This window comes from Streptomyces sp. NBC_01476 (assembly GCF_036227265.1).
Taxonomy (GTDB): domain Bacteria; phylum Actinomycetota; class Actinomycetes; order Streptomycetales; family Streptomycetaceae; genus Actinacidiphila.
This window is the reverse complement of record NZ_CP109446.1, coordinates 6,559,198-6,571,913: the sequence shown is the minus strand read 5'-3', so window position 1 is coordinate 6,571,913 and position 12,716 is coordinate 6,559,198. Positions and strand designations below refer to the sequence as shown.

The following is a 12,716-nucleotide window of genomic DNA, read 5'->3' as shown; positions in this document are numbered from 1 at the left end:
GCGGTGGCCCGGCGGGCGCGGCATCGCCCGCCGGGCGCCGGCCGGGAGCCGTCCCTCCGCGGCCGGCGGTCCTGTGCGGGCGGCGGTCAGGCCAGGCCCGCGATCCCGGCGAGGCGGCGCGCCTCGCTGCGGGTCAGCTTCGCCACCGCCTCCTCGTCGGCCCGGGTGAGGCGGCCGTTCTCCACCACCGGGACGCCGTTGACCAGCGACAGGGTGACCGGGGCCGCCGCGCCGAGGACGAGCGCGGCCACCGGGTCGGCGATGGAGGCGTGGCCGATGCCGTCGAGCTTCCACAGCACCAGGTCGGCGAGCTTGCCGGCCTCCAGTGAGCCGATCTCGGCTGCCCGGCCGAGGACTTGGGCGCCTCCGTAGGTGCCCAGCCGCAGCGCCTGGCGGGCGTTGAGCGCCTTCTCACCGCCGCCGAGCCGGTTGATGAGCAGCGCGTTGCGCAACTCGGTGTGGAGTTCCCCCGATTCGTTGGAGGCGGTGCCGTCCACACCGAGGCCGACCGGGACTCCGGCGGCGAGCATGTCCGGCACCCGGGCGATCCCGGCGGCCAGCCGGGCGTTGGAGGACGGGCAGTGCGCCACTCCGGTGCCGGTGCGGGCGAAGGCGGCGATGTCGGCGTCGTTCATATGGACGCAGTGCGCCATCCACACGTCCTGGCCGAGCCAGCCGGTGGACTCGAAGTAGTCGGTGGGGCCCATCCCGAACAGTTCGTGGCAGAACTTCTCCTCCTCCACCGTCTCGCTGCCGTGGGTGTGCAGCCGCACACCCTTGCGGCGGGCCAACTCCGCCGCCTCCCGCATCAGTTCGGTGGAGACCGAGAACGGCGAGCAGGGCGCCGCGGCGATCTGCAGCATCGAGCCGAAGGAGGCGTCGTGATGGGTGTCGATCGCCGACTCGGTGGCCAGCAGCGCCTCTTCTGTGGTCTCCACGGCGAAGTCCGGCGGCAGCCCGCCGTCCGCTTTCCCGCGGTCCATCGAGCCCCGGGTGGCGGTGAAGCGCACCCCGAGTTCGGCCGCGGCCCGGATCTCGGCGCCGAGCAGGTCACCGGCGCCGCGCGGGAAGACGTAGTGGTGGTCCATGGCGGTGGTGACGCCGCCGCGGACCATCATCGCCAGCGACCCCGCGGCGGCCGCGTACACCATCGGCTCGTCGATCCGCGCCCAGGTCGGGTAGAGCTCGACCAGCCAGTCGAAGAGGTTGCTGTCCTGGGCCAGACCGCGGGTGAGCCACTGGTAGAAGTGGTGGTGGGTGTTGACCAGGCCGGGGGTGACGAGGTGGCCGGTGGCGTCGATCCGGCGGGTGACGCCGGTGAGGCCGCCGGGAGCGGGGCCCGCGCCGACCGACTCGATCAGGTTCCCGGCGACGACGACATGCCCCCGGGCGTACTCGGTGCCGGCCGCGTCCACGGTGGCGACGGCGCCGTTCTCGATGACGATCCGGCCGGGCGCGGGGGCGTTGCTGGTGGTCATGGTGAGCCCTCTCAGTCCGTCACCGGGATGCGGGCCTGGGCGCCGTCCCGCAGCACGGTGCCCTCGATGAGTCCGTAGGGGCGGTCGGCTGCCAGGTAGACCTCGTTGTCGTTCTTCAGCCCGAAGGGCTCCAGGTCGACCAGGAAGTGGTGCTTGTTGGGCAGCGACAGGCGTACTTCGTCCACCTCGGGCCGCTGCTCGACGATCCGGGTGCCCATCGCGAAGAGGGTCTGCTGCAGCGAGTAGGAGTAGGTGTCCGCGAACGCCTCCAGCAGGTGCCGGCGGACCTGCGGGTACGACTCCTCCCAGTCCGGCGCGGGCTGCCCGTCCTCGCTCCAGCCGAACCGCCAGCGGGCGTTGACCTCGGTGGCCAGGATGCGGTCGCGAGTCTCCGGGAGCGTCGTGTACTTGTCCTTGACGTAGCCCCAGAACTCCGAGTCGGTGGAGTTCAGCACCACCAGGTCCTTCAGACCGGAGATCACCTGCCAGCCCCGGTCGTCGAAGGTGACCTCGGTGGTACGGATCTCCTGGCCCTTGCGGGCGAAGGAGTGCTCGCCCGCGCCCTCGTGGGGGATGCGCTCCCAGCCGTACTCCTCGATCCGGATCCTGGCGCGGTGAATGGAGGGCCGGCTGTCGACGAAGTGCCGGGCCAGGTGGATGCCGAACTGCTCGGCGGAGTCGATGCCGTGTTCCCTGGCGAACGCGAAGACGGTGTTCTTGGTGGCGTCGGTGGTGAGCACATTGGCGTTGGAGCCGGACAGGTGGACCTCGTCCATGGCGCCGGAGAGCGCCACCGAGACGTTGAGGTCCTTGATGTGGTGGGTGGCGCCGTCGCGGATGATCCGCACGACACGGTTCTCCGCCTTGCCGTACTGGTTGGGTCCCAGCCGGGTGACACGGACAGGGCGGGTTTCGTCGGTCATCGTGCTAGCTCCCTCGGTATACGGAGTAGCCGAACGGGTTGAGCAGCAGCGGTACGTGATAGCGCTCGCCCGGCGTGACGGCGAAGACGACCGCCACCTCCGGGAAGAACACTCCGCTGTCCCTTGTGCGGGGGGCGTCCTGCCGGTCCTCGGCTGCGGGTGATGAGGTGCGGGTGAAGTACGGCTCGACCTCGAAGCGGAGCCGTACGTGGGTGGTGGCTTCCGGCAGCGCCGGCAGGTCCTTGCAGCGGCCGTCCGCGTCGGTGGCGGAGACGGCGTGCGCGGTCCACGGGGCCCCGCGGCCGGCGCGTACCGACACCTCGACCGCGACGGCGGCGGCGGGGCGGCCGGCGCTGGTGTCGAGGACGTGGGTGGAGACAGAAGCGGAGGGGGACGGGGATGCGGGGGACGGCGCGGGCGTCATGACGGGTCCTCCTGGGCGAGCCGTTCGATCAGCCGGCCGAGCCGGATGTGATTGATCTTCCCCAGTTCGGTGCGGACGATCTCGCGTTCGGTCGCGGTGTCGTTGCCGATGCGCTCCTTGAGCGCGGCGAGCATCTCGGCGCCGGTGCGGCCGGTGGCGCAGATCAGGAAGACATGGCCGTGGGCGTCCTGGTAAGCGAGGTTGAGCCGGAGCAGTTCGGCCCGCTCCTCGTCCCGTACGCCGCTCTGCTCCCGTGCGGAGGCCGGGTCACCCGGCCGGGGGCGGCCGATCGGCGGGTGGCCGGCCATCGCCTCGCCGAGGTCCGCGGCGGTGAGTGCCGCCATCGCGGCGTCGCTCGCCGCCAGCAGGTCACCGAGACTGCCGTACGGCCGCCCCCGTGCCACCGCGGCTCCCCAGGCGGCGCTGGCGCACACCTCGTGCAGCCGCTCGGCCAGCGGGGCCGGGGCGGCGTCGTTGAACCGGGCCAGACCCGGCGGAGCGCTGGAAGTCACCCTCGCAAGCTAAGAGCCGCCCGGGCCGGACGTCAACAGATTGTTGAAAAATCCGGGTTACGGATCCGCCCGAATGGCGCCGGCCGCGCGGTCACTCCCCCGTTCGCGCGGTGTTCTCCCTGTTCAGATAGTTGTAGACGGTGAAGCGGCTGACACCGAGCGCGGAGGCGACGGTCTCGACGCCGTGCCGTACCGAGAAGGCGCCGCGTTCCTCCAGGAGCCGGACGACGGTCTGCTTCTCCTTGCGGCCCAGCTGGGCGAGCGGTCCGTGCCGGCGCTCCAGGTCGGCCAGGATGTGGTCGAGTGAATCGGCCAGATGGGGCAGCCGCACCGCCAGCACCGGCTCGCCCTCCCAGCTCAGCACGACGTCGTCGCCGCGGGCGTCCGCCAGGGTGACGAGTTCGGCGCCCATCGCGTCGACCAGCGGTTTCACGGCCACCGCGAGCGGGTGCCCCGGCGGGAGCGGACCACCGGGGCTCATCGCTGGTCCTGGGGCGCGGCGGCGCCGGCGTCTGAGCCTGCGTCTGTGCCTGAGCCCGCGTCGATGACATTGATCTGCAGCGACACGCGGGTGGCGCCGACCGCGACCGTACGCCGCAGCAGGTCGGCGACCGCCTCGACCACCGCCTCGGTGGAGCCCTCGGCGGTGTTGCCGAACGGGCCGACGTCCACGGCCTCCAGGGTGCCGTTCTCGACCACCTCACGGGCCACCAGGGCGTGCTCGGGCGGCTCGTCCAGGTCGAACGGCTCGGTGGTGAATTCCAGCCTCAGTCTCATGTGGGCCCCCACGGCGGCTGCGAGGTTCGCCGGCCCTCCACCGCGGAGGGCGACTCGCAGGTGACCTTAACCGACGGGCCCGGGGCCGCGAGGTGCGCGCGGGCGGCGGCCACCGGCTACGGCGATCCCGCCGCGGCTCTTGGCCACGGCTCTTGGCCACGGCTCTTGGCCGCGGCTCTTGACAGCCACGCCGACCCTGCTTCACTGTTTCCACAAGACAGAATAAGTCTTCCGCATTTCGGAAGGAGCGCCACCCCGTGAGCTTCACCGACGCGCGCTTCGATGTGAACCTCTCCATCCTGTTCACCGAACTCCCGCTGCTGGAACGGCCGGCCGCCGCGGCGGCCGCGGGCTTCGACGCGGTGGAGCTGTGGTGGCCGTGGCCCGACGACCCCACCCCCGCCCCCGCCGTACTGGCGGAGCTGCGGTCCGCCCTGGAGGCGGCAGGCACCCGGCTGGTGGGCCTCAACTTCTACGCCGGGCGGCTGCCGGGGCCGGACCGGGGCGCACTGTCGCTGCCGGGCGCCGAGTCCGAGCGCTTCCGGGCCAACGTCGAGGTGGCCGCCGCGTTCGCCACCTCGGTGGGCTGCACCGCGCTCAACGCGCTCTACGGCAACCGCGTCGCGGGGGTGGACCCGGCCGAGCAGGACGCGCTCGCGCTGGAGAACCTGGTGCTCGCCGCCCGGGCCGCCGACCGGATCGGTGCCACCTTGCTGATCGAGGCGCTCAACGCCCCGGAGTCGCCGCACTATCCGCTGGTCGGCGCGGACGCGGCGGTCGCGGTGGTGGACCGGGTGAACGAGGCGAGCGGGCTCGGCAACGCCCGCTTCCTGCTCGACCTCTACCACCTGTCGATGAACGGCGAGGACCTGCCCGCGGTGATCGACCGCTACGTCTCCCGCACCGGCCATGTGCAGATCGCCGACAACCCGGGCCGCGGCGCGCCCGGCACCGGGTCGCTGCCGCTGGCCGAACTGCTGGGCGCGCTGCGCAAGGCGGGTTACGACGGATGGACCGGCCTGGAGTACAAACCGGGCCCGGCCGGCAGCGCGGCGAGCTTCGGCTGGCTGGGCTGAGGCGCGCGCCCCGGGGCCCCGAGCCCCTCCCCCGACCCGCACTCCCCGAGAGGACCCCCATGAGCACCCATCTGCCCACGATCGCCTGGATCGGGCTCGGCATCATGGGCTCGCCCATGTCCGAGAACCTGATCAGAGCAGGTTACGACGTCACCGGCTACACGCTGGAGCCGGAGAAGCTGGCACGGCTCACCGCCGTCGGCGGCACCGCGGCCGGTTCGGTGGCCGAGGCGGTCAAGGACGCCGATGTGATCATCACGATGGTGCCCGCCTCTCCGCAGGTCGAGGCCATCGCCTACGGTGACGCCGGCATCCTGGCCAACGCCCGCCGCGGCGCGCTGCTGATCGACACCTCCTCGATCACCCCGCAGACCTCGATCGACCTGGCGAAGGCCGCCGCGGACAAGGGCATACGGGTGCTGGACGCGCCGGTGTCCGGCGGCGAGGCGGGGGCGGTGGAGGCGGTGCTCTCCATCATGGTCGGCGGTGGCCAGGCCGACTTCGACGAGGCCCGGCCGATCCTGGACACCCTCGGCACGACGGTGGTGCGCTGCGGACCGCACGGCGCCGGCCAGACGGTGAAGGCCGCCAACCAGTTGATCGTGGCGGTGAACATCCAGGCCTGCGCGGAGGCCGTGGTCTTCCTGGAGAAGTCCGGGGTGGACCTGCCCGCGGCGCTGGAGGTGCTGGGCGGCGGGCTGGCCGGCTCGACGGTGCTGGCCCGCAAGAAGCAGAACTTCCTCGACCGGGAGTTCACACCCGGCTTCCGGATCGATCTGCACCACAAGGACATGGGCATCGTCACCGACGCGGCCCGTACCGTCGGCGCCGCGCTGCCGGTCGGCGCGGTGGTCGCCGGTCTGGTCGCCTCGCTGCGGGCCCAGGGCGACGGCGGCCTCGACCACTCGGCGCTGCTGCGCGGGGTGGAGCGGCTCTCGGGCCTGCCGGTCAAGGACTGACCCCGGCCCTCCTCCGGGTCCCGGCATACGCGCCAGGGCCCGACGAAGTCCCCGTCCGGCGGTGCGTGACATCCTGTCGCGCCAACCGCACCGCCGGACGGCACCACGGGCGGGGGCCCGGGACGGCTGCGTGCCCGGACACCGCGGGGTGGTCGGGGCGCCGCGGGTGGTCGGGGCGCCGCGGGTGGTCGGGGCGCCGCGGGTCACCGGTCGTACGGGTACGGTCCCAGCGGCTCCCGGCGGCGCCGGATTCCTGCACTATGGGTGCAGACGTCTTGGGCGTATCCGCCACGGCCGACCGGGAGTTGCGAGCGATGGCAGAGAACGTGCGGGTGTGCTGCCCGGCCTGCGGGCGTGTACACCGCTACACCGCCCCGACGTTCCCCTGTGCCTGCGGCACCCCGCTGGCGCCGCCGGTGCACCACGGCGGTCCGCCGGTCGCGATTCCGTACCGGTCGTGGGAGGACTCCTGGGTACGGCTGCGCTGCCCCGACTGCGGGCGCTGCGACCAGTGGCCGCAGCCGGAGTTCGACTGCTCCTGCGGCGCGCTGGTACGGCTGCCAGTGGCCGGCGAGGCGGTCACCGGAACCCTTGAACCGGCGGCGCCGCACGGTACGGCGCCGGCGCCGGTGGGCCAGGTGCCGCCGCCGACCACCGAGCGTCCGCCGTTCCGGCCGGTGACCATCCGTACCGCCCGCGACGCGCTGTCGGCCGCCTCCCACTATCTGAAGTGGCTCGGCTTCGGCGGGGTACGGCCGGCCGGCGACCGGACCGCGAGCGGCATCGATCTGCGCGGCGACGGCCTGGTGGCGCAGGTCGATCCGACGACGCTGCCGACCCCGCTGCGCGAGGTCGAGTGCCTCTGGCTCAACTGCGCCAACGAGGACGCCACCGGGGCGTTCTTCTCGCTGGCCGGCTACGCGCACGACGCCCGGCTGCGCGCCGACGAGTTGGGCGTACCGCTCTTCGTGATGGATCTGACCGGCACCCCGCAGCCGGTGAACGAGGCGGCCGGCGAACTGATCCGGTCGGGGCCCGGCACCGGGGACTGACCCGGGCAGCGCGTCCCAGCATCTCTCAGTACCTCGCAGCACCTCTCAGCACCTCTCAGCACCTCTCAGCACCTCTCAGCACCCTTCCGGCACCTTTCAGGGCGCCCGGCCGCGCGACGCGTGCCGGGCGCTTTCGTGGTGCGCCCGCGCCCTCGCCCGCCTCGGCGCACGCCCCCTTCGCCCCTCCCTTGACGGCTGCCGCACCCCGCCTTATGTTCATTCCATATTGCAGAACTGCTTTTCCGTACTGCGGAAATGAGCGAGAGCGCCCCGGCGCACCGCGCACGACGGAGAAGACCCGGCTCACGCCTGGAGAGGGAGACTCATGCCTCGTATGACCGCCGCCCGTGCGGCCGTGGAGATCCTGAAGCTGGAGGGCATCGACACCGCGTTCGGGGTGCCCGGTGCGGCGATCAACCCGTTCTACGCGGCCCTCAAGGCGTCCGGCGGCATCCGCCACACGCTCGCCCGGCATGTGGAGGGCGCCTCCCACATGGCCGAGGGCTACACCCGTACCGCGCCCGGCAACATCGGTGTCTGCATCGGCACTTCGGGCCCGGCCGGCACCGACATGATCACCGGCCTCTACTCGGCGACCGGCGACTCGATCCCGATCCTGTGCGTCACCGGCCAGGCGCCGACCGCGGTGCTCCACAAGGAGGACTTCCAGGCGGTCGACATCGCCTCCATCGCGGGGCCGGTCACCAAGGCGGCCACCACCGTGCTGGAGGCCGCACAGGTGCCCGGTGTCTTCCAGCAGGCCTTCCATCTGATGCGCTCGGGCCGCCCGGGCCCTGTCCTGGTCGACCTGCCCCTCGATGTCCAGCTCACCGAGATCGAGTTCGACCCCGCGACCTATCAGCCGCTGCCGGTGTGGAAGCCGGCCGCCTCCCGGGCCCAGATCGAGAAGGCGCTGGCGATGCTCGGCGCCGCACAGCGCCCGCTGATCGTGGCCGGTGGCGGTGTCATCAACGCCGACGCCTGCGAACTGCTCGTGGAATTCGCCGAGTTGACCGGCGTGCCGGTCATCCCCACGCTCATGGGCTGGGGCGCCATCCCCGACGACCACGCCCTGAACGCCGGCATGGTGGGCCTGCAGACCGCGCACCGCTACGGCAACGCGACCTTCCTGGAGTCCGACTTCGTGCTCGGCATCGGCAACCGCTGGGCCAACCGGCACACCGGCCGGATCGACGTCTACACCAAGGGCCGCACCTTCGTGCACGTGGACATCGAGCCCACCCAGATCGGCAGGATCTTCGCTCCGGCCTACGGCATCGCCTCCGACGCCGGGGCGGCACTGGAACTCTTCATCGAGGTGGCCGGTGAACTCAAGGCCGCGGGCCGGCTCCCGGACCGCACCGCGTGGGCGGCGTCCGCCCGGCAGCGCAAGGCGACGCTGCACCGCCGCACCCACTTCGACAACGTGCCGATGAAGCCGCAGCGGGTCTACGAGGAGATGAACCGCGCCTTCGGCCCGGAGACGCGCTACGTCACCACCATCGGCCTCTCGCAGATCGCCGGCGCCCAGATGCTCCACGTCTACCGGCCGCGGCACTGGATCAACTGCGGCCAGGCCGGCCCGCTGGGCTGGACCGTGCCGGCCGCCCTCGGGGTGGCGGTCGCCGACCCGGACACCCCGGTGGTCGCCCTGTCCGGGGACTACGACTTCCAGTTCATGCTGGAGGAGCTGGCGGTCGGCGCGCAGCACCGCATCCCGTATGTGCATGTGCTGGTGAACAACGCCTACTTGGGGCTGATCCGGCAGGCCCAGCTCGGCCTCGACATCAACTTCCAGGTCAACCTGGAGTTCGAGAACCTCAACTCGCCGGAGCTGGGCGTCTACGGCGTGGACCACGTCAAGGTCGCCGAGGGACTGGGCTGCAAGGCGATCCGGGTCACCGACCCGGCGGAGCTGGGCGCGGCCTTCGAGCAGGCGAAGAAGCTGGCCGCCGAGCACCGGGTCCCGGTGGTGGTCGAGGCGATCCTGGAGCGGATCACCAACATCTCGATGAGCACCACCGCCGACATCGGCGAGGTGGTGGAGTTCGAGGAACTGGCGACCGCGCCCGGTCAGGCGCCGACCGAGATCATCCCGCTGGGCTGACGTCCCCGCCGGAAGCGAAGTCCCCGCGCAGTTCCACCTTGCGGACCTTGCCGCTCACCGTCATCGGGAAGGCGGCCAGGATCCGCAGCCGGCGCGGGATCTTGAAGTGCGCGAGCCGCCCGGAGCAGAACTCCGTCAACTCCGCCAGGGTGGGCGGATCGGCCGGGTCGCGCGGGATCACGCAGGCCAGGATCTCCTCGCCGTACCGCTCGTCCGGCACCCCGACCACCTGCACGTCGGAGACCTTGGGATGCGCGTACAGGAACTCCTCGATCTCCCGCGGGTAGACGTTCTCGCCGCCGCGGATGATCATGTCCTTGATCCGGCCCACGATGGCGACATAGCCGTCGTCCCGCATCACCGCCAGGTCCCCGGTGTGCATCCAGCGCCCCTCGTCCACCACCTCCCTGGTGCGCTCCGGTTCGTCCCAGTAGCCGAGCATCACCGAGTAGCCGCGGGTGCACAGTTCACCGGTGGTGCCGCGCGGCACGGTGACGCCGGTGAGCGGGTCGATCACCTTGACCTCGATGTGCGGCAGCGCCCGGCCGACGGTCGCGGTGCGGTGTTCCAGGTCGTCGTCCATCCGCGTCTGGGTGGAGACCGGCGAGGTCTCGGTCATCCCGTAGCAGATGGACACCTCGGCCATGTGCATCTCGGCCATCACCCGCTTCATCACCTCGACCGGGCAGGGCGACCCGGCCATGATGCCGGTGCGCAGCGAGCTGAGGTCGTAGGAGGCGAAGGACGGCAGGCCCAGTTCGGCGATGAACATGGTGGGGACGCCGTAGAGCGAGGTGCAGCGCTCCTGCTCCACCGCGCGCAGCGTCGCGGCCGGGTCGAAGGCGGGCGCCGGGATGACGATGCACGAACCGTGCGAGGTGGCCCCGAGGTTGCCCATCACCATGCCGAAGCAGTGGTAGAACGGGACCGGCAGACAGACCCGGTCCTGTTCGCTGTAGCCGACCGTACCGCCCACGAAATAGCCGTTGTTGAGGATGTTGTGGTGCGAGAGGGTGGCGCCCTTGGGGAAGCCGGTGGTGCCCGAGGTGTACTGGATGTTCACCGGCTCGTCGCAGCTCAATGTGGCCTCGGCGGCGGTGAGTTCGGCCGGGTCGCGGGAAGCGCCGGCGGCCAGCAGCGCGTCCCAGGAGGGGTCGCCGATGTGCACCACCTCGCGCAGCGCCGGGCACTTCGGGCGGACCGCGGCGGCCATCGCCCGGTAGTCGCTGGTGCGGTACTCGGTGGAGGCGATCAGCAGCCCGACGCCCGCCTGGTTGAGCACGAACTCCAGCTCGTGGAGCCGGTAGGCGGGGTTGATGGTGACCATGATCGCGCCGAGCCGGGCGGTGGCGTACTGCACCATCACCCACTCCGGGGAGTTCAGCGCCCAGATGCCGACCCGGTCGCCCTTGATGACGCCGCGGGCCAGCAGGCCGAGCGCCACTTGGTCCACCGCGCGGCCGAACTCGGCGTACGTCCAGCGCCTGCCGCTGGGGACGTCGACCAGCGCCTCCCGGGCGGGGTGGGCGGCGATCGCCCGGTCGAGGTTGCGGCCGATGGTGTCACCCAGCAAGGCCGTCACCCCCGTCCCGTGCGCGTAGGACGGTTCGTCCGGTGGATAAGGGGCCTTCGGCGCCGGCTCCGTCACCGGTAGTCCTCCTCATGGAACTCCCTGCTGCCGTCGTGCATGGTCGCTTCGCGCAGTTCGATCCGGCGGATCTTGCCGGAGACGGTCTTGGGCAGTTCGGCGAACTCCAGCCGCCTGACCCGCTTGTACGGCGCCAGCACGGCCTGCGAGTGCGCGAAGATCGCCTTCGCGGTCGCGCCGTCGGGCTCCCAGCCCTCGGCCAGCACGACATACGCCTTGGGGACCGACAGCCGCAGATCGTCCGGCGCGGGCACCACCGCCGCCTCGGCCACCGCCTCGTGCTCCAGCAGCGCGCTCTCCAGCTCGAACGGCGAGATCTTGTAGTCGGAGGACTTGAAGACGTCGTCGGAGCGGCCGATGTAGGTGATCCAGCCGTCCTGGTCGCGGCGGCCGATGTCCCCGGTGCGGTAGTAACCGCCGCCCATGGCCTCCTCGGTGAGGTCGGGCGCGCCCGCGTACCCGGTCATCAGGCCGACCGGGCGTTCGCTCAGATCGAGGCAGATCTCGCCCTCGTCGCCGGGCAGGCCGCTGACCGGGTCGATGAGGGTGACGGTGTAGCCGGGGGTGGGGCGGCCCATGGAGCCGGCCTTCACCGGCTGCCCGGGGCTGTTGGCGATCTGCACGGCGGTCTCGGTCTGTCCGAAGCCGTCCCTGATCGTCGTCCCCCACACCCGCTTGACGTGCTCGATCACCTCGGGGTTGAGCGGTTCGCCGGCCGCGACGGCCTCCCGCGGCGGGGTGCTCAGGCCGCTCAGGTCGGCCTGGATGAGCATCCGCCAGACCGTCGGCGGGGCACAGAAGCTCGTCACCCCGGCCCGTTCCATCTCGGCCATCAGCCGGCCGGCGTCGAAACGGCTGTAGTTGTGCACGAAGACCGTCGCCTCGGCGTTCCACGGCGCGAAGAGGCTGGACCAGGCGTGCTTGGCCCAGCCGGGCGAGGAGATGTTGAGGTGCACGTCGCCGGGGCGCAGCCCGATCCAGTACATGGTCGCCAGGTGCCCGACCGGGTACGAGACGTGGGTGTGCTCGACCAGCTTCGGCTTGGCGGTGGTGCCGGAGGTGAAATAGAGCATCAGCGGATCGGCCGAACGGGTGACACCGTCGGGGGTGAAGCCGGGTTCGGATCCGTAGGCGTCGGCGTAGGCGAGCCAGCCGGGGACCTCGTCGCCGACCGCGATCCGGGTGTAGCCGCCGGGCACGCCGGTGAACTTCCCGGTGTCGGCGGAGCGCGCCACCACGTGCCGGGCCTCGCCGCGGTCGATGCGGTCCCGCAGGTCGGCGGGGCCGAGCAGGGTGGTGGCGGGGATGACCACGGCCCGCAGCTTCATCACCGCGAGGACGGTCTCCCACTGCTCCGCCTGGTTGCCGAGCATCAGCAGCACCCGGTCGCCGGCCCGTACGCCCTGTGCGCGCAGCCAGTTGGCGACCCGGGCGGAGCGCTCGGACATCTCCGCGAAGGAGATCCTGGTCTCGGTGCCGTCCTCCTCCACGATCCACAGGGCGGGGCGGCCGGCGTTGGCCGGGTCGCCGGCGATGACGTCGAACCAGTCGAGCGCCCAGTTGAAGTGCTCGGGGCGGGGCCAGCGGAAGCCTTCCCTGGCGGCCGGATAGTCCTCCCGGTAGCGCAGCAGGAAGTCCCGGGCGGACCGGAACTCCCCGGTCGCCTCCGATGCCGGCATGTGCCCTCCTCGTCGATGAGCCCCCACGTAGCATCGTGCGGTAGTGACCTGGGTCTCACTACCCCCGGACGGGGGTGAGGA

General features: G+C 71.7%; 12 protein-coding genes. 4 read left to right on the top strand and 8 right to left on the bottom strand.

What is annotated here, in order from left to right; translation table 11 throughout:
* Positions 1-86: 86 nt before the first annotated feature.
* The 6 genes from OG552_RS28710 to OG552_RS28685 form a co-directional block, all read right to left on the bottom strand.
* Positions 87-1,478, bottom strand: coding sequence for an 8-oxoguanine deaminase (locus tag OG552_RS28710; RefSeq protein WP_329137805.1), 1,392 nt, complete (start codon positions 1,476-1,478; stop codon positions 87-89).
* Positions 1,479-1,489: 11 nt separating this feature from the next.
* On the bottom strand, positions 1,490-2,401 hold the full coding sequence (pucL, locus tag OG552_RS28705) for a factor-independent urate hydroxylase (RefSeq protein WP_329137803.1): 912 nt from the start codon (positions 2,399-2,401) through the stop codon (positions 1,490-1,492).
* 4 nt (positions 2,402-2,405) lie between these two features.
* Positions 2,406-2,825: a hydroxyisourate hydrolase gene (uraH, locus tag OG552_RS28700; protein WP_329137800.1), complete on the bottom strand. Its 420-nt coding sequence runs from the start codon at positions 2,823-2,825 to the stop codon at positions 2,406-2,408.
* Entirely contained in the window at positions 2,822-3,337 is a 516-nt protein-coding gene (gene uraD, locus OG552_RS28695) for a 2-oxo-4-hydroxy-4-carboxy-5-ureidoimidazoline decarboxylase (protein WP_329137798.1), read from the bottom strand. Before uraD ends, uraH begins: the two co-directional genes overlap by 4 nt.
* A gap of 91 nt (positions 3,338-3,428) precedes the next feature.
* Entirely contained in the window at positions 3,429-3,818 is a 390-nt protein-coding gene (locus OG552_RS28690; protein ID WP_329137796.1) for a helix-turn-helix domain-containing protein, read from the bottom strand.
* Entirely contained in the window at positions 3,815-4,114 is a 300-nt protein-coding gene (locus OG552_RS28685; protein WP_329137794.1) for a hypothetical protein, read from the bottom strand. The genes OG552_RS28690 and OG552_RS28685 overlap by 4 nt, the downstream gene beginning before the upstream one ends.
* Before the next feature lie 257 nt (positions 4,115-4,371).
* On the opposite strand from OG552_RS28685, the gene OG552_RS28680 reads away from it, so the two are divergent.
* From OG552_RS28680 to gcl, 4 genes are all read left to right on the top strand, one after another.
* Entirely contained in the window at positions 4,372-5,190 is an 819-nt protein-coding gene (locus OG552_RS28680) for a TIM barrel protein (RefSeq protein WP_329137792.1), read from the top strand.
* A 59-nt stretch (positions 5,191-5,249) separates the two neighbouring features.
* Positions 5,250-6,149 carry a 2-hydroxy-3-oxopropionate reductase gene (locus OG552_RS28675; RefSeq protein ID WP_329137790.1) on the top strand — a complete coding sequence of 300 codons (900 nt, stop codon included), beginning with the start codon at positions 5,250-5,252 and terminating at the stop codon, positions 6,147-6,149.
* A 314-nt stretch (positions 6,150-6,463) separates the two neighbouring features.
* Positions 6,464-7,201 carry a hypothetical protein gene (locus OG552_RS28670; RefSeq protein WP_329137789.1) on the top strand — a complete coding sequence of 246 codons (738 nt, stop codon included), beginning with the start codon at positions 6,464-6,466 and terminating at the stop codon, positions 7,199-7,201.
* A gap of 325 nt (positions 7,202-7,526) precedes the next feature.
* Positions 7,527-9,308 (top strand): glyoxylate carboligase, encoded by a 1,782-nt coding sequence (gcl, locus tag OG552_RS28665; RefSeq protein ID WP_329137787.1) that lies wholly within the window; start codon positions 7,527-7,529, stop codon positions 9,306-9,308.
* Here the strand turns inward: gcl and OG552_RS28660 are convergent.
* Both OG552_RS28660 and OG552_RS28655 read right to left on the bottom strand, forming a co-directional pair.
* Positions 9,292-10,956: an AMP-binding protein gene (locus OG552_RS28660; protein ID WP_329137785.1), complete on the bottom strand. Its 1,665-nt coding sequence runs from the start codon at positions 10,954-10,956 to the stop codon at positions 9,292-9,294. The two genes, gcl and OG552_RS28660, sit on opposite strands and share 17 nt — an antisense overlap.
* Positions 10,953-12,635: an AMP-binding protein gene (locus OG552_RS28655; protein WP_329137784.1), complete on the bottom strand. Its 1,683-nt coding sequence runs from the start codon at positions 12,633-12,635 to the stop codon at positions 10,953-10,955. Before OG552_RS28655 ends, OG552_RS28660 begins: the two co-directional genes overlap by 4 nt.
* Between the last annotated feature and the right edge of the window lie 81 nt (positions 12,636-12,716).

Bases quoted from the DNA above. Each gene is read 5' to 3' on its own strand.
- OG552_RS28710 (WP_329137805.1), bottom strand. From the start codon at position 1,478: ATGACCACCAGCAACGCCCCCGCGCCCGGCCGGATCGTCATCGAGAAC.
- pucL (WP_329137803.1), bottom strand. From the start codon at position 2,401: ATGACCGACGAAACCCGCCCTGTCCGTGTCACCCGGCTGGGACCCAAC.
- uraH (WP_329137800.1), bottom strand. From the start codon at position 2,825: ATGACGCCCGCGCCGTCCCCCGCATCCCCGTCCCCCTCCGCTTCTGTC.
- OG552_RS28690 (WP_329137796.1), bottom strand. From the start codon at position 3,818: ATGAGCCCCGGTGGTCCGCTCCCGCCGGGGCACCCGCTCGCGGTGGCC.
- OG552_RS28685 (WP_329137794.1), bottom strand. From the start codon at position 4,114: ATGAGACTGAGGCTGGAATTCACCACCGAGCCGTTCGACCTGGACGAG.
- OG552_RS28675 (WP_329137790.1), top strand. From the start codon at position 5,250: ATGAGCACCCATCTGCCCACGATCGCCTGGATCGGGCTCGGCATCATG.
- OG552_RS28670 (WP_329137789.1), top strand. From the start codon at position 6,464: ATGGCAGAGAACGTGCGGGTGTGCTGCCCGGCCTGCGGGCGTGTACAC.
- gcl (WP_329137787.1), top strand. From the start codon at position 7,527: ATGCCTCGTATGACCGCCGCCCGTGCGGCCGTGGAGATCCTGAAGCTG.
- OG552_RS28655 (WP_329137784.1), bottom strand. From the start codon at position 12,635: ATGCCGGCATCGGAGGCGACCGGGGAGTTCCGGTCCGCCCGGGACTTC.